At 71.9% G+C, this 15,871-nt stretch carries 18 protein-coding genes and 1 other RNA gene; 8 read left to right on the top strand and 11 right to left on the bottom strand.

Going from position 1 to position 15,871, the window contains the following annotated elements:
• Positions 1-44: 44 nt before the first annotated feature.
• The 8 genes from AB1460_RS05975 to AB1460_RS05940 form a co-directional block, all read right to left on the bottom strand.
• A complete protein-coding gene (locus tag AB1460_RS05975) occupies positions 45-446 on the bottom strand; it encodes a hypothetical protein (RefSeq protein WP_368959601.1) in 402 nt (133 codons plus the stop codon).
• A gap of 77 nt (positions 447-523) precedes the next feature.
• A complete protein-coding gene (locus tag AB1460_RS05970; protein WP_368959600.1) occupies positions 524-943 on the bottom strand; it encodes a DUF4326 domain-containing protein in 420 nt (139 codons plus the stop codon).
• A gap of 73 nt (positions 944-1,016) precedes the next feature.
• Entirely contained in the window at positions 1,017-1,172 is a 156-nt protein-coding gene (locus tag AB1460_RS05965) for a hypothetical protein (RefSeq protein ID WP_368959599.1), read from the bottom strand.
• Positions 1,173-1,209: 37 nt separating this feature from the next.
• Entirely contained in the window at positions 1,210-1,584 is a 375-nt protein-coding gene (locus tag AB1460_RS05960) for a hypothetical protein (protein ID WP_368959598.1), read from the bottom strand.
• 9 nt (positions 1,585-1,593) lie between these two features.
• Positions 1,594-3,045 (bottom strand): DUF3987 domain-containing protein, encoded by a 1,452-nt coding sequence (locus AB1460_RS05955; protein ID WP_368959597.1) that lies wholly within the window; start codon positions 3,043-3,045, stop codon positions 1,594-1,596.
• Positions 3,042-4,271, bottom strand: coding sequence for a bifunctional DNA primase/polymerase (locus AB1460_RS05950; RefSeq protein WP_368959596.1), 1,230 nt, complete (start codon positions 4,269-4,271; stop codon positions 3,042-3,044). The genes AB1460_RS05955 and AB1460_RS05950 overlap by 4 nt, the downstream gene beginning before the upstream one ends.
• Positions 4,268-4,444 carry a helix-turn-helix domain-containing protein gene (locus tag AB1460_RS05945; protein WP_368959595.1) on the bottom strand — a complete coding sequence of 59 codons (177 nt, stop codon included), beginning with the start codon at positions 4,442-4,444 and terminating at the stop codon, positions 4,268-4,270. Before AB1460_RS05945 ends, AB1460_RS05950 begins: the two co-directional genes overlap by 4 nt.
• A gap of 327 nt (positions 4,445-4,771) precedes the next feature.
• Entirely contained in the window at positions 4,772-5,074 is a 303-nt protein-coding gene (locus AB1460_RS05940; protein WP_368959594.1) for a hypothetical protein, read from the bottom strand.
• 489 nt (positions 5,075-5,563) lie between these two features.
• On the opposite strand from AB1460_RS05940, the gene AB1460_RS05935 reads away from it, so the two are divergent.
• The gene (locus AB1460_RS05935) at positions 5,564-6,880 is read left to right on the top strand and encodes a tyrosine-type recombinase/integrase (protein ID WP_368959593.1); all 1,317 of its coding nucleotides are present in this window, start codon (positions 5,564-5,566) and stop codon (positions 6,878-6,880) included.
• A gap of 29 nt (positions 6,881-6,909) precedes the next feature.
• Here AB1460_RS05935 and rnpB read toward each other — a convergent pair.
• Positions 6,910-7,322: RNase P RNA component class A (gene rnpB / locus AB1460_RS05930), an RNA gene on the bottom strand.
• Between the two features lie 150 nt (positions 7,323-7,472).
• Between rnpB and AB1460_RS05925 the strand changes: the two genes are divergently transcribed.
• Complete coding sequence (locus AB1460_RS05925; RefSeq protein ID WP_368959592.1) at positions 7,473-7,955, top strand: lipopolysaccharide assembly protein LapA domain-containing protein; 483 nt, start codon at positions 7,473-7,475, stop codon at positions 7,953-7,955.
• A gap of 11 nt (positions 7,956-7,966) precedes the next feature.
• Here AB1460_RS05925 and AB1460_RS05920 read toward each other — a convergent pair whose 3' ends face one another.
• Entirely contained in the window at positions 7,967-8,614 is a 648-nt protein-coding gene (locus AB1460_RS05920) for an MBL fold metallo-hydrolase (protein ID WP_368959591.1), read from the bottom strand.
• A gap of 142 nt (positions 8,615-8,756) precedes the next feature.
• On the bottom strand, positions 8,757-9,857 hold the full coding sequence (locus tag AB1460_RS05915) for an S-(hydroxymethyl)mycothiol dehydrogenase (RefSeq protein WP_368959590.1): 1,101 nt from the start codon (positions 9,855-9,857) through the stop codon (positions 8,757-8,759).
• A gap of 388 nt (positions 9,858-10,245) precedes the next feature.
• Between AB1460_RS05915 and AB1460_RS05910 the strand changes: the two genes are divergently transcribed.
• The 6 genes from AB1460_RS05910 (at position 10,246) to AB1460_RS05885 (ending at position 15,812) form a co-directional block, all read left to right on the top strand.
• Positions 10,246-11,235, top strand: coding sequence for a ParA family protein (locus AB1460_RS05910; protein WP_368959589.1), 990 nt, complete (start codon positions 10,246-10,248; stop codon positions 11,233-11,235).
• Between the two features lie 177 nt (positions 11,236-11,412).
• Positions 11,413-12,102, top strand: coding sequence for a Zn-dependent membrane protease (locus AB1460_RS05905; RefSeq protein ID WP_018635107.1), 690 nt, complete (start codon positions 11,413-11,415; stop codon positions 12,100-12,102).
• A gap of 8 nt (positions 12,103-12,110) precedes the next feature.
• Positions 12,111-13,142 carry a segregation and condensation protein A gene (locus tag AB1460_RS05900; RefSeq protein ID WP_368959588.1) on the top strand — a complete coding sequence of 344 codons (1,032 nt, stop codon included), beginning with the start codon at positions 12,111-12,113 and terminating at the stop codon, positions 13,140-13,142.
• Positions 13,139-13,849, top strand: a complete 711-nt coding sequence (scpB, locus tag AB1460_RS05895; protein WP_368959587.1) for an SMC-Scp complex subunit ScpB — start codon at positions 13,139-13,141, stop codon at positions 13,847-13,849. The genes AB1460_RS05900 and scpB overlap by 4 nt, the downstream gene beginning before the upstream one ends.
• On the top strand, positions 13,846-14,628 hold the full coding sequence (locus AB1460_RS05890) for a pseudouridine synthase (RefSeq protein ID WP_368959586.1): 783 nt from the start codon (positions 13,846-13,848) through the stop codon (positions 14,626-14,628). Before scpB ends, AB1460_RS05890 begins: the two co-directional genes overlap by 4 nt.
• Entirely contained in the window at positions 14,625-15,812 is a 1,188-nt protein-coding gene (locus AB1460_RS05885) for a prephenate dehydrogenase (RefSeq protein ID WP_368959585.1), read from the top strand. Before AB1460_RS05890 ends, AB1460_RS05885 begins: the two co-directional genes overlap by 4 nt.
• The last annotated feature ends 59 nt before the right edge of the window (positions 15,813-15,871 follow it).

The raw sequence follows: 15,871 nt of genomic DNA, 5'->3' as shown, positions 1-15,871 counted from the left end.
GGTAGGCGGCGCCGTGGGTGGTCACCCACGGCGCCGCTCGGGGGTCAGAACAGGGCGTCGGCGGGCCGCGGTGACACAGCCCAGACGGGACCGACGTCCGCGGGCACGACTTCGCCGACGAGCGGGTTCAGCCGGGACAGCAGCACGTCGATACGGGTGCCGATCTCGTCTGCCCGGTCGCGGGCGTAGAGCCTCGTCGCGCAGCCATCGCAACCTGAATCGTCGTGCCCGTACCCGCCGGGCCCGTCGCACCAGGGCAGTCCCCACCAGCCCAAGGCGACGAACACCCGGCCGGTTAGCCACGCCTTGCGCTCACCGCGGAGGGTCTTCACCTCCACGTTGATCCGCATGGTCTCCGCCTTGATCCGGCGTTCCTCCGCCTTGATCCGGCGTTCCTCCGCCTTGATCCGGCGCGCCTCGACCTTCTCGGCCTTGGTGGTGTTCACGATCTACACTCCGTTCTGGTTGAAGTTCGGGAGCGCGGCGCCGTGGGGTCCACCACGGCGCCGCTCGCGTTGGTGGGTCAGGCAGTGAGCAGGGAGAGCAGGGTGTCGCCGTGGCACGGCTCGCCCGGCTCGCACGCGCACGCCAGGTCGTAGCCGCCGAGCTCCCGCAGCTCGTACAGGACGCGTGCGCGGTCGTAGGTGGCGGTGTAGCAGTCGGGGTGCAGCGGGTGCGGCGTGCGCATCACCCAGGGGCCCTCACCCGACAGCCAGTTGCGGTGGCGCTCGACGGCGCCGGCCTGGCCGTACTCGGCGACCGTGAACGGGTTGCCCCACCGGGACGGCCGGACGATCTTCTTCGTGAGGGCGGGCAGGGTCTGCCCCCGGCGGAGCTGGACCCGCTTCGCCTCCGCAGGCGGGCGCGGCCCGGGACGGTGACACAGGCTGGGATGGCCGTACCTGGCGAAGTACTGCTCCGCGAGTTCGCGGCTGTCGATCACGTTCTTCTCCTTGGTCGTTGGTCGATGTCCGGTCGCGCTCCCACCGGCGGCCCGCGGGGCCTGGCCGTCGAGGTCATGCGGCCTCGTCGCCGAACTCCAGCGGCATCTGGGCGGTGGCTGCCGCGGCGGCGTCGGCGAGCACCTCGAGGGCGGCCGGGCGTAGGTGGGTGGCGCATCCGCTGCCGAGGCCGAGCGCGCGGGATCGGGGTCGGTGAGCGGGCGGGAGCACCGGCGGCAGACCGCGGGGTCGGGGGCGGGCATGGCGATCACTGGTTGGTCTCCTGTCCGGCTCCGGCGGTGAGCCGGGCGAGCTTGCGGCGGTTCCTGGCATCGACACCAGCCGACCTGCGGGCCCGCTTCTGCCGGTCGGCTGCCCGGCGGGCATCGCCGCGGCGGCGGGCGGTGGCGATCTGCTGCTGGACCCGGGCGAGGCTCTCGGCACGGATGCCGGCGGCGGTGGCAGGTAGTGATGGGCGCCGGTCGCCGTCGAGATCGGAGTCGTGGGTGCCCGGGGCACCGACTGATGATCGAAACGTTGTCGACAGAACGTTGTCGACACGTTGTCGACACGGGGCGGTGTCGACAACGTTTGGCCGGTTTGGCGATCTTTCGATGCCTGGTATCACTGGCTTTTCTGTCATCTCTTCCTGTCACCTCCCGACGTTGTCGACAGTGTCGACAACGCCCGGATTCGGAGGGGCAGAGAGACTCACGCGGGGATCTCGGGGGGCGTAGACGACCATCGTCTCGGGGCCTCCGCCGGGTGCCGGCTCCTTACGCACCGTGCGCGGGAACAGGGCCCGGTACTCGTCGAGCACCTCGTCGAGCTGGGCGGCCTTCCGGATCCCGCACGGCTTGGCGCGGCCGATGTCCCGGCGGGTGACCCGCCCTCCCCGCTCGGCGACCCACCCCGCGAGACGATCAGCGACGCTGATCAACGTCTCCTCGCGGCGCGAGGTCGCGAACATCTCCGTGGTGCCGCCGAGCACCTCCCAGACGCCGATCGCGTAGTCGACGAGCGCGACCGCGCCGGTCATGGCCTCCGGCGGTATCGGTCCGCCTCCGCCCGGAGCGTCCAGCTCGGAGAGCACCAGGGCGACGCGCAGCGCCTGCCGGTCCGCCTTGGACGCGGCCCCGGCGACGGCGGCAGAAACGTCGGTGCGGCGTTCGGTGTCTTTCCATCGGGCGACGGCACCCCGCCACGTCCGGTAGGTGGCGGTGTCCAGGTGCCAATCCCGGGGCTGCGACAGCACGGATGTCTTGCGTACCCAGGCGTCCCATTCGGTCGCCGGCGGGGTGGGTGTGGCTGTCACCGTGCCTGGCGAGTAGTGCGGCAGCCACCGGGCGCGGGCGCCGTCCTCGTCGTCGCCGAGCAGGTTGACGTACTGCGGCTGGATACCGCCGACGATCGGCGCCGTGGGTGCCGAGACACGGATGCTGACGTCGGAACCCACCCGGTCGTAGCTGACTGCGGCGCCGTCCCAGATCGACAGCCACCGGGCCCGGTCTCCGCCGTCCCCACCGCTGCGGTACCGGCCCATGCCGGCCAGGTGGGTACGCAGCTCGTCCACGGCGGCGGCGCACCGGCCGCCGGTCGTGTCCATGACCCGCATGAACATCTCGAGGGTGACGTCATCAACGGTCCACCGCTGACGTGCCGGCCGAGGTGGCCGCTCCTTCTTGGGCGCGGACTCCCAGTCCTCGATTTCGCGGCGCCACATCTCGTACGCCGCTTCCTCGACGTCGTCCAGCGGCGCGCGGGCGATCCGCAGCGCGGGTGACTTTCCGCCCGAACGGGGAGCGACCAGCGGCACCCACACCCCCGACCGCTCCACCCACGACGGGTACTCCGGATTCGGCAGAAGCCGCGCAGACATGACGCAGGTCGCGCCCACGCCGAGCCCGGCACCACCTACCAGCGCATCGGGCAGGCCCGTCGAGGTGGCGCGGTCGAGCAGGTCGCCGAGGGCACCGACCGACATGGCCTTACGCGGATACACCGGCATCGGGGGTGCGGATGCCGCCTGCTCCTCCGCCGCTTCGGCGTCCGCCCTGTTCATCGCGTCCCTGATCTCGTCGTCGGACGGCTCGGTGGCGGTCAACGCCCGGCCTCGTCAAGGGCGCGGCACACGATCCGGGCGGCCTCGTCGATGGCGAGCCCGGCACGGATGGCGGCGCGGATGAGGGGGGCTGCCGCGGCGTCACGCTCGACCTGGCCCGCGACCTGACCGGCGGCCCACTTCAGCCGTCCGGCCACAGAACCGCGCGGGTGCGTGAACTGCCCGGTGCCGCCGTCCCGGACGAACTCGGCGAGCCTGACGGGGTCGGCGCGGTCCAACGGCGGCGCGATCGCACGCCACGCGGCCGCCTGGTCTCCGCCGTGGTGCAGGTGGGCGAAGACCTGGAACTTGCTCAGGCTCGCATCCGGGTCGAACGTCGAGTTACTGGTGAACACGTGCAGGTAGGTGTGTTCGCCGTCGTGGCTGACGGCGGACCAGCCGGAATCGGTCTTGCCCGGCCGGACCCAGCGCCGTTCCCCGTGGCCAGCGTCCCAGCAGCAGCGCCACCCCGCCGGCTCCAGCAGCTCCGACCAGTCCGTCTGGGCGGACCACCGGTCGGTGACCTGCGCCGCGCCTCCGGAACCGTCCATCGGCGCCGTGGCTGCCAGCACCCGCGGTGCTGACGGGGTGGGTGCCGGCTCGGCGGGTGTGAGCTGCGACGTCGGCCACGGTGCCACGAATCCGGCGACGTCACCGGCGAACAGGCCGTCGACGTTCCCGGACCAGACGTACCGCTGGCCGGTCGGGTGGATCGACGGTGGCGCGACGACCTGTCCGCCGTCCGCCTTCACGTCCAGGCCGCGGCCGAGGGAATGAGCCCTGCTCGTGACCTTCACCCCGGGGTGGCGGTAGTAGAAGTGGACCCCGTCCGACCCGGTGACGACCATCGCCGTACCGGGCAGCAGGCCCACCCGCGTCTCCAGCTCGGTCAGCGACTCGGCACCGCCGGAGCGCGGGTCCAGGTCGAGCACGGCGAGCCCGGACCGCGGGCCGGTCGCGATCCCGACGTTGGCGTCCGGCCAGCGGGCCCACCACCCGCGGATGACGTCCCGGTCGGTGCTGGCCGCGTTCGTCCAGTCGGGCAGGATCGGCCGCTTCCCCCGCGGCAGCAGCGGCACGACGGGCCAACCGAGGCGGGCGTACCGCAGTGCGGCACCAAGGAGTTCGTGCGTCGTACGCTGGACGCGATCTGCGCCGTCGCCCGTGTGCCGATCTGTCCGAACGCGGTCCCTGCCGAGGGGGCCGCGTTCGTCGTTCTGGGACGTCATCCGGCGGCCTGTTCCGCGTAGAGCCGTGCGACATAAGCGTCGATCTCACTCTGCGCGTAGATCAACCTTCGACCTTGACGCACCGCCCGCGGGCCCTCACCGCGGTGCCGCATGGTGTACAGCGCACCCACGGTGGTCCGTAGCTGCTCGGCGGTTTCCTCCACGGTCCGCATCGGCCCCGTTGGCACCGGGGCGAGCGCCTCAGCACGTCGGCGCCGTACGTCAGTGCCGGTTGCGCGGCCTGCCTTTACGGCGGTCACGCCGGCACCCGCGCCGGGCTAGTCGATCGGCCGCGATTCACGGCGAAACGGCCGTCGAGGAATCGTTCGGGGGATGCCGACTCGCCAGATGGCGTGCAGGCAGGTGAAGATGGCACAGGCCATCGCCTCTCGGAGTCGCATTCAGGTTGTGGTGGTCTCAGGCCGGTGAGGGGTTGCAGCCCCTCACCGGCCGTCTCAGTTGTGGCCGCGGTCAGGCCGCGGCACGGAGGGCGGGCGTTGTCACGCTGCGTCCCCGAAGGCGGCGGCGAGCCGCGCAGCCCGATGGCGCGCGCCGACCGGCGCCGTGTTGATGACGCGCAGGACCTGGGCCTCCCATTCGACGGCAGCGTCGTGGAACAGATCACCCTCGGGAAGGCCGAGGTACTCGGAGACCTTCCGCCGGAAAGGCGCCGTGGTCGGCCCACCGGATAGGGCGGTGGAGACGGTCTGCTCGCAGTAGCCGAGGTCTGCGGCGAGCGTCCTCTGGGAGATCCCCCGCGTCCGGAGGATGGCGTGGGCGGGATGCCTCGTTCGGGGTGGCATGCCCTAGTTGTACAGGCGCTTCGGGGCGAACGCGAGTCGAACCGAGCCCTGATCACGCCCTGTAACTCAAGCAATGTTAGATACCGCCTAACGTACGTCGGCATATGTTGCAGGAGGTGTGACGCTTCCTGGCGTCAGATGCGACATGGCATTGCTTCACAGGCATAGGCCGGACTGGACCGGACTAGATCAGACTAGGTTCTTTTAAGCTCATCTGAGCTCATCTAGCGCCGCAATGCGATGCCGTAGGACCCTTCGCGTCGTCGACAGGTCCTACGGCATAGGGGTTCGTCATGGATGGAGGTTTTGTGGCGAAGGCCACAACCCGTACATGATCGAAATTACCGTGAGTGACCGGGGTTCGGGACGGTATTGCCTGGCCCTAATGCCTGTGCCGTCCCACCGCCGGCCCCCGAGGGCTAGGCGGCTGGCGGCCTCTCGGGCCGGCAGGACAGATTTAGACGACGTAAGAGGATCGGGGGAGGCGTAGTGGCTCGCATCAAGGACCGTTGGTTCAACGCGAAGAAGGGCCCCGATGGGGAGCGGGTGAAGTCCGCGCGGCACGGCAAGGGTGACCGCTGGCAGGTCGAGTACCTCGACGACGCGGGGAAGCCGCACTACCCGACCTTCGCGAAGCGGGTCGACGCCGAGCGGTTCCTGTCCACCGTCGAGGCGGACAAGCTCCGCGGGACGTACGTGGACCCTGACAAGGGCAAGGAGCTGTTCCGGGCGCGCGCCGAGGCCTGGCAGCGAGACCAGGTCCAGCACGCGCCGAGCACGGCCGAGACTGTCGCCTCCGACCTGAAAAACCACATCATTTCGACCTTCGGTGACCGGCCGATCGGGAAGATCCGCCGGTCGGCAGTGCAGTCCTGGGTAACCGAGCGGTCTGCTGTCCTGGCCCCGCGGACGATGCACCGGGTGTACGGCTACCTGGCCACGATCTTCCGGTCGGCGGTCGCGGACGGGATCATCACCGCGACGCCGTGCCTGAACATCAACCTCCCGCCGATCACGAAGACCAGGGTCGTCCCGCTGCCGACGATGGCCGTGGAGGCACTCGTGGAGGCGGCGCCGGCACGCTGGCGTGCTGCGTTCGTCGAGGCGGCCGGCACCGGCAAGCGGGAGGGGGAGATCCTCGGGTCCACGCTGGACCGGGTGGAGTTCCTGCACCGGCGCGGCCGGGTCGACCGCCAGGGCCAGACGCCGAACAGGGGGAAGCCCTACCTTCGACCGCTGAAGACGGAGGCCTCCGAGCGGACGATCCCGTATCCGCAGGTCGTCATCACCGCGCTGTCGGAGCACGTGCGGCAGTTCCCGCCCGCGCTCGTCGAGGTGGACGAGTACACCGAGCGGGCGGCAGGGGCGACGCCGCGGCGGGTGCAGGTGCGCCTGCTCTACCCGGGCGACGATGGGGGGATCATTCGCCGGAACCGGTTCATTGATCGGGTCTGGAAGCCGGCCGTCCGCCAGGCCGAGGCCGCGTTGCGAAAGCGCGCGGCGGACCTGCGCAAGGTCAGGCAGAAGGATGAGGCGGACAAGGTCGACGCGGTGGCCGACCGCCTGGCGGCCGGGGTCGACTTCCACGAGATGCGCCACTACTACGCGAGCTTGCTGATCTTCGCTGGCGAGAACGTGAAGGTGGTCCAGGCCCGGTTGGGGCACAAGAGCGCGATGGAGACCCTCGATACGTACGGTCACCTGTGGCCCGACACCGAGGACGCCACCCGGACCGCTGTCGACGCGGTGCTCGGGACGGCCCTCCAGACTGAAACGGCCCAGGAACGGCCCAGCGTGGGCGCCTGAACCTTCCGGTGCAGGTCAGAGGCGTAAAGCGGACGAGTTGGCCTGTACGCCGGGTTCTGTTCCGGGTCGCCTTGCGGCTTGCCGGTGACGGTCATCCATCTAGGACCGCCGTTGCCGACGGCCTCGTGCGGTCTACCCGCAGGCTTGGGCGGGCAGCCCTCGAACGCCTGCGCAGCCGCGGCCGTTACCGGCCGGGCATCTTGACCTTGCTCCGGGTGGGGTTTACCGAGCCGCCCGGGTCACCCCGGGCGCTGGTGCGCTCTTACCGCACCGTTTCACCCTTACCGGCGCCCAGGGGCACCGGCGGTCTGTTCTCTGTGGCACTGTCCCGCGGGTCACCCCGGGTGGGCGTTACCCACCACCCCGCCCTGTGGAGCCCGGACGTTCCTCGGCGGCGCCGGGACTCGCGCCCCGGTGCCGACGCGACCGCCCGGCCAACTCGTCCGCGGGACTCAGCATATGGCACCCGCCGTCCTAGACTGCGTGCACGGGTGTCAGCGCCCGGATCGACGGACGCCTTGCCGGTCTGGGCCGGCCAGGTCGGCCGGGGTTTGCCGGGGTTTGCCGGGACGGACTGTGCAGGGGGCGGGCGATGACGGCACCACAGCAGCCGGGCGGTGGCGGCGAGGCGCCGCGGGCCGTGGCGCCGGGCCAGGTCCCGCCGGCGGTGGGTGGGGCAGCCGCCCCGGCCACCACCACCGGGTATCCGTCGCCCTCGGCGCCACCGGTGCCGGGCCGGGTTCCTCCGGGCGGGCCCGCGCCGGCCCCGGGCACCGGGCCGGCCGCCGCCGGTGGCGGTTCCGGGCCGGGCCGCCGCGCCGGAGTCGCCTACACGACCTACGCGATCACGGTGCTGATTCTGCTGATCGCGATTCTGGTGATCGTGTTCGTCGTCAAGAACGACCAGCGGCTGAGCATCTGGGTGTTCGGTTCCACGCAGGAGATGTCGGTCGCCGGCGCGCTCGCCGCGGCAGCCGCGGCGGGGCTGGTCGTGGGCCTGCTGATCGGCGTGATCCCGCAGATCCGCCTGCGCCGGGAGCTGCGCCACCTGCGGCGGGACAAGCGCGCCGGCTGAGCCGGCCGCGGCTAATGCCCGCGGCGCACCCAGTCGTCGTAGTCGACGGCTTCCTCGCCGATGGTCGTGTCGTCACCGTGACCGGTGTGCACGACGGTCTCGGAGGGCAGGCTGAGCAGCTTTCCGCGGATCGAGGCAAGAATGGTCGGGAAGTCGGAAAAGGAGCGCCCTGTTGCGCCGGGGCCCCCACGAAACAGCGTGTCGCCGCTGAAGAGAACCGGGTCGCCGTTGATCTGCCCGTAAAGGCAGACACCGCCGGGGGAGTGCCCGGGAGTGTGCAGCACGCGCAGCTCCCCGCCGGGGATCGGGATGATCTGACCGTCCCGCAGCGACGAGTCCGGCGAGCGCTGCGGGTAGACCTGGCGCCACAGCGCCGTGTCGTCCGGGTGCAGCGCGATCGGGGCGTGCACCCGGTCCGACAGCTCGGCGGCGGCGTTGATGTGGTCGTTGTGCCCGTGCGTCGCGATGATCATCGTCACTCGGCGGCCGTCGGCCGCGGCCTCGATGATGGACGGGTCGTGGGCCGCGTCGACGACGACGATCGTGCGTTCGTCGCCGACGAGCCACACGTTGTTGTCCACGGTGAACGTCTGGCCGTCGAGGGTGAACTCGCCGCGGGTGATGACTCGGTCGACCCGCTGGCCACCGCTGACCGTCACGTGGACTCCTCTCCGTGCCGGTTCCGGCTCCGAGCGCCGGCCGGCCCGACCGACCGTACCCGCCCGATCTGGGGGGCAGGTACAGCGCTGGTCAGTCTCACCCGTCCGGATTCACCGGAACGGCGGGCGTGTGTCCGCTCCGCTAGATCAGGACGACGCTGCGCAGGACCTCGCCGCGCTCCATCCGGGTGAAGGCCTCCTCGACGTCGCCGATGCCGATCGTCTCGGTGACGAAGTCGGCCAGGTTCAGCCGCCCCTGGCGGTGCAGGTCGGTGATGATCGGGAAGTCCCGGGTCGGCAGGCAGTCGCCGTACCAGGACGAGGCCAGCGAGCCGCCGCGGCTGAAGACCTCGATGAGCGGCAGTTCGACGGTCATGGACGGGTCGGGCACCCCGACCAGCACGAGCCGCCCGGCCAGGTCGCGGGAGAAGAAGGCCTGCCGGTAGGTCTCGGGCCGCCCGACCGCCTCGATGACGACGTCCGCGCCGTTGCCGCCGGTCAGCGCCCGCACCGCCTCGACCGGGTCCTGGGCGCTGGCGTTCACCACGTCGGTGGCGCCGAAGCGGCGGGCCCACTCCAGTTTGCGGTCGCTGACGTCGACGGCGATGATCCGGCGGGCGCCGGCCACGGCCGCGCCGGCGATGGCCGCGTCGCCGACGCCCCCGCAGCCGAACACGGCCACGGTCTCGCCCAGGCCGACCCGCCCGGTGTTCACCGCCGCGCCGAAGCCGGCCATGACCCCGCACCCGATCAGGCCCGCGGCCTGCGGTGGGACGTCCGGGTCGACCTTGACGCACTGCCCGGCGGCGACCAGCGTCAGCGGGGTGAAGGCGCCGATGCCCAACGCCGGCGACAGCGGGGTGCCGTCCTCCAGCGTCATCGGGTTGGCCGCATTGCGGGAGTCGAAGCAGTACCAGGGCGCCCCGCGCAGGCAGGAACGGCAGATCCCGCAGGGGGCGCGCCAGGCGAGCACGACGTAGTCGCCGGGGGCGACGGACGTCACGCCCTCGCCGACGGCCTCGACCGTGCCCGCGGCCTCGTGGCCGAGCAGAAAGGGGTAGTCGTCGTTGATGGCGCCTTCGCGGTAGTGCAGGTCGGTGTGACAGACGCCGCAGGCCTGCACCCGCACCCGGGCCTCGCCGGGGCCGGGCGCCGGCACGACGATCCGGGTGAGGGCCACCGGCACGCCCTTCCCTGCGGCGACGACCGCCTCCACCGTCACTGCCTGCGGGCCCTCGGTCATGGCACTCCCATTCGTCGTGGCTGTGTCGCGGGTGATTTCGGCTCAGCCAACACCCGCCGGTGACCCGCCGGCAATGTCGCCCTGGGTGTCGCTCGTCAGGTGCGGAAGCCGCCGGGGTCCGGTACCACCGATATCAGCGCGAAACGCACCGGGTGGGCACCGAAGTTCGGGCCGCACATGCTCCGTGGAACACGACACGCCGACGGGCGGACCCCGAGACCGCTGATACCGGGTCCGGGTCGGTACGCTCCAACCGGTCCGTTTCTGCTCGTCACAGGAGGAGATCTCCGCCGAAGACGCAGTAACAGCCGACAGACAGCAAGAACAGCAGGAACCGATCCGGTAACAGCCCGGGGCTGTCCGAGCAGTCGTGAGGAGCAGGTACTTCGTGGTCCGTTCCGACTCCGCGGTCTCCGGTCCGGGGGGCCGCCGCTACTACGGCGAGGTGACGGTCGGCGAGCCTCGCCTGTCCGAGGACGGCCGGCTGGAGGTCGGCGGCGAGGACAACGCCGACGAGGGTGTCGGCAAGCCGGGCCCGACCGGCCGTCCCATGCCGGCGTTCCCCGTGCCGGCCGCGCTGACGTCCCACGGCCCCGCCTGGGTCGTCGCGATGTGCAACCAGAAGGGCGGGGTGGGCAAGACCACCAGCACGATCAACCTCGGTGCCGCGCTCGCGGAGTACGGCCGCCGGGTGCTGCTCGTCGACTTCGACCCGCAGGGGGCCCTCTCGGTGGGCCTGGGTATCAACCCGATGCAGTTCGACGTCACCGTGCACGACCTGCTGCTCGGCGGCGACGCCGACATCCAGGACACCATCGTCGAGACCCAGGTCGAGGGTCTTGATCTGCTGCCAAGCAACATCGACCTGTCGGCGGCCGAGGTGCTGCTGGTCTCCGAGGTCGGCCGGGAGCACAGCCTGGCCCGCACGCTCGCCCCCGTCATGGACGGCTACGACGTCATCCTCATCGACTGCCAGCCCTCGCTCGGTCTGCTCACCGTGAACGCGCTCACCGCGGCCGACGCGGTCATGGTTCCGCTGGAGTGCGAGTACTTCGCCCTGCGCGGGGTCGCACTGCTGCTGCAGACCATCGACAAGGTTCGCGAGCGGCTCAACTCCCGTCTGGAACTGGCGGGGATTCTGGCGACCATGTACGACGCGCGGACACTGCACGCCCGCGAGGTGCTCGCCCGGGTTGTCGAGCGTTTCCCGGACGAGGTATTCCACACGGTGATCAACCGCACGGTCCGTTTTCCCGAGACGACCGTCGCCGGAGAGCCGATCACGACGTATGCACCCACATCGGTCGGCGCGGCCGGATACCGTCGTCTGGCCCGTGAGCTGATGGCCCGTTACGCAACACCGCCGGCCGTCGGCTGAACCACCGCCCGGGCCGTTCCCGCACCGCCCCATCGCCCCGGCGGTGTGCGGGCGGCACGGCCCGGGCGGTGACCGGCGGGCGGTGGTGTGGGCGGCCGGGGGGTGCGGTCGTGTGGGGAAGGGACCCGGTCGGCGGGTCCCGAAGTGGGACAACCGATCGGGGACGGAACAAACGCCGTGCTGTTTCACCTTGCCGAGCCAGCGGCACTGCTCGGGATCGTGCTCGCCTTCGTCATCGGCATCGTCGCGCACGACGCCGCGCAGATCCTCGCCGCCCGGCTGGCCCGGGATCCGGTGCCCCGTCGCTCCGGGCGGCTCACCGCCAGCCTCGGGACGCAGCGGATCAGCCCCTTCAGCTGGGTGGGCGTGCTGCTCGGCGGGGCCGGCTGGGCGGAGCCGATCCAGATGAACGACGTCTGGCGCAGGCGCCGCTTCCACGTGGCCGCCGCGCTGCTCGCCGGGCCGCTGGCCTACGCCCTGCTGGCCCTGGCGGCCCTCGCCGGCGCCCGGGCGCTGACCCGCCGGGTGCTGATCGACACCGGTGACCGGGCGGCGGAGATCGTCGGCAGCACCTTCGGCATCGAACTGCTGCTGTGGATGGCGATCACCTTCGCCTCGCTCTGCATCCTGAGCCTGGTACCGGTCCCCCCGGCGGACGGCGGGCGCATCCTGTTCCTGCTCGGCCCACAGTCCGACGGCTGGCGCCGGGCCAACCACCGGCTCACCGACAGCAACATCGGGCTCGCGATCCTGCTCGCGGTGATCATTCTGCCGGTGCTGTTCCCGGGCTTCCCGTCCGTGCTCGGTCAGCTGGTCTTCCCGCTCCTGCGCGGCCTGGGCTCGCTGATCGGCATCGACCTGCCCTGACCGCCGACATGGACCTCCCCGGACCCGGGGCTGACGGAGGCCCCGACACGCCTGGACCCGCCGCGGACGGCCCCGCGGCGGCATCCACCGCCCGCGGCGGGCGCACGGTGCCGTTCGTGGTGGAGCTGGAGAACTTCTCCGGGCCGTTCGACCTGCTGCTCTCGCTCATCGCCAAGCACCGGATGGACGTCACCGAGGTGGCGCTGTCGAAGGTGACCGACGAGTTCGTCGCCCACATCCGGCGGCTGGGGGACCGGTTCGACCTGGGGCAGGCGACCGAGTTCCTGGTGATCGCCGCCACTCTGCTCGACCTGAAGGCCGCCCGGCTGCTTCCCGGTGCGATCTCCGACGACGAGGCCGAGGACCTCGCGCTGCTCGAGGCCCGCGACCTGCTCTTCGCCCGGCTGCTCCAGTACAGGGCCTACAAGGAGGCCGCCGCGATCTTCACGGCCATGATGGCGCTGGAGTCGCGGTTCGTCGCCCGGGCCGTCCCGCTGGAACCCCGGTACGCCGCCGCGCTGCCCGAGGTCCAGATCACCATCGGTCCGTCCGAGCTGGCGGTGCTCGCCTCCCGGCTGCGGGAGCCGCCGCTGCCGCCGCAGGTGGCGACCGACCACGTGCACCTGCCGCGGGTCAGCGTCCGCGAACACATGATCGCCGTCATCGGGATGCTCCGCGAACTGGGGTCGGCCTCGTTCGGGGTGCTCTGCGTCGGCCTGCTCGAGACGATCGAGATCGTGGCCAGGTTCCTCGCCCTGCTGGAGCTGTTCCGGGAAGGCCGCATCGACTTCGAGCAGGAGCGGCCGCTGGGCGAGCTGATCGTCCGCTGGGTGGCCCGTGCCGAGGACGAGGGTCGTCCTGTCGGTGCCTCGCTCTACTCTGGCGAGGACGAGCCGGACGTACCCGGACCCGACCCCGCACCTGAGTACGACCCGGGTCTGCCGGAGGAGGCGGGGGAGGGCCTGCCACCGCAGGAGGACCTGGTCGAGCTGGGCGGCCGGCCCAGGAGACCGAGACGACCGAGGAGATCGACCGCGTGACCGAGGAAGCCACTCCGGCCGGAACCGGCGTCGCGGACGTGCCTGTGTCCGCGTCGGAGTCCGCGTCGGAGTCCGAGCCCGCGGCGGAGCCGGTGGCGCCGGTGGCGCCGGCTCCGCCGGCGGGGGGGAAGGCGAGGCGCCCGCCTGCGGGCGCGGAGCCGGGCCGCCCGTCGGACACCACGCTCGTCGAGGCGGTGCTGACAGTCGCCGAGCGACCGGTGGGCATCGCCGAGTTCGCGACCGCCCTCGACATCCCCGCCCGCCGGGTCGAGCGGCTGCTCGCCGAACTGGCCGAGCGGTACGAGCGGGAGGAGCGCGGCTTCCGGCTGCGGCATGTGGGCCGCGGCTGGCGCCTCTACACCGCCGACGAGTGCGCGCCCTGGGTGGAGCGCTTCGTGCTGGCGGGGCAGTCGGCGCGGCTGTCCCAGGCGGCGTTGGAGACCCTCGCGATCGTCGCCTACCAGCAGCCGGTCAGCCGGGGTCGGGTCGCGGCGGTGCGCGGCGTCTCGGCGGACGGGGTCATCCGCACCCTCACCGCCCGCAACCTGATCGAGGAGTGCGGTCACGACCACGAGTCGGGCGCGATCCTGTACCGGACCACCGACTACTTCCTGGAGCGGATGGGGCTGCGCGGCCTTGACGAGCTGCCGCGGCTGGCACCCCTGCTTCCCGGGGTGGCCGATGTCGATGACATCGTGGCGTCATGAACAGCACCGCATCCGACTCCTCCGGCGCAGCCCCCGGCCATGACCGCCAGGCGTCCGAGGGCATCCGCCTGCAGAAGGTGCTGGCGTCGGCCGGCATCGGGTCCCGCCGGCACAACGAGGAGCTGATCGACGCCGGGCGGGTCAGCGTCGACGGCGAGATCGTGCGCGAGCAGGGCCGCCGGGTCGACCCCGAGCGCGCGGTGATCGAGGTCGACGGTGAGCGCATCGTCACCCGCGCCGGCCTGACGTACCTGGCCCTCAACAAGCCCCGCGGCATCCTCTCGGCGATGTCCGACGACCGGGGCCGCCCGACCATCGCCGACCTGCTCACCGAGTTCGGGCCCGGCCTGTTCCACGTCGGGCGGCTTGACGGCGAGAGCGAGGGCCTGCTGCTCGTCATGAACGACGGCGAGCTCGCCCACCGGCTGACGCATCCTTCCTTCGGGGTGGCGAAGACCTACTACGTCGAGATCAGCGGCCCGGTACGCAAGGATCTCCCGCGCCGACTGCGCGCGGGCGTCAAGCTCGAGGACGGTCCGGTCTCGGTCGACTCCGCCCGGATCATCGACGTCGCCGCGTCCCGGGTGATGATGGAGCTCGTGCTGCATGAGGGCCGCAAACATGTGGTGCGCCGGATGATGGAGAGCGTGGGGCACCCGGTGCACCGGCTCGTCCGGGTCTCGTTCGGGCCGGTGACGCTCGGCACGCTGCGGGCCGGCCGGGCCCGCCACCTCACCCGGCACGAGATCGGGGCGCTCCACAAGGCCGCGGGGCTGTGACAGCCGGGCCTGCGGGTGGGGCGGGCCGCTTCGCTCCGCCCTACGTGCGGCCCGGCGTCGAGGCCTCGGTGGCAGACCCGCCCGCGTGGGACGACGCGCACCTGCCCGAGCTGCGGCGGGTGGCGGTGGTCGGGTCCGGGCTGATCGGCACGAGCATCGGGCTCGCCCTGACCGCCCGCGGCGTCGAGGTGCTCCTGCGTGACACCGACGAGGCCCAGGTCAAGTTCGCCGAAGCGATGGGTGCCGGGCGGCCCTGGCAGGGCGAGCGGGTCGACCACGCGGTGATCTGTACACCCCTGCCGACGGTCGCCGCCGAACTGCGGGAACTGCAGCGGAGCGGGCTCGCGGCCACGGTCAGCGACGCCGGCAGTGTGAAGATGCGCCCGCTGGTCGAAGCGGTCCAGCTCGGGTGTGACCTCGGCAGCTGGTGCCCCGCCCATCCCATCGCCGGCCGGGAGCGGCACGGGGCCGTGTCGGCCCGCGCGGACCTGTTCGCCGAGCGGGTCTGGGCCGTCTGCCCGGTGCCGCACACCGGGGCGGCGGCGGTGGCGGCCACCGCCGCGCTCGCCCTGTCCTGCGGTGCCATCCCGGTGCGCACGACACCGGAGCGGCACGACGCGACGATGGCCGTCGTCTCGCACGTGCCGCAGCTCGTCGCGAGCGTGCTCGCCGGCACCGTGGTCGGTCTCGACCCGCACGACCTGCCGTTCGTCGGCCAGGGCTTCCGGGACACGACCCGCCTCGCCGACAGCGACGCCGGGCTGTGGGCCTCGATCATCGAGGGGAACCGGTCGCACATCGCCGAACGGGTGCGCCGGCTGGGGCGGGAGTTCACCCACCTCGCCGACGTGCTGGCCGAGGGCACCCGTGACGAGGCCGTCGCCGCCGTCTCGGGCGCCATGGGCCGCGGCCATCACGGCCGGGCACGGCTGCCCCGCAAGGCAGGCGCGCAGGCACTCCCGTGGGGCTGGGTCGGCGTGGTGCTCGACGACCGCCCGGGCCAGCTCGCGGCGCTGTTCGCGGTGATCGGCCAGTGGGAGGTGAACATCGAGGATGTCGGTCCGTTCGAGCACAGCCTCGACGCCCCGGCCGGCATCGTCGAGATCGCCGTCGACCCGGCCGGTGCGGACGGCCTGGTCGAGCGGCTGACGAGGGCCGGATGGACGGCATACCGCCGTTCGTGACGGACCAGCGAGTAGCCTGATCCGGGTCGGCCACCTGGCAGGTGCCGCAGGGACCAACG

The organism is Parafrankia sp. FMc2, from assembly GCF_041008525.1.
Classification (GTDB): domain Bacteria; phylum Actinomycetota; class Actinomycetes; order Frankiales; family Frankiaceae; genus Parafrankia.
This window is presented reverse-complemented; position numbering and strand designations above follow the sequence as displayed.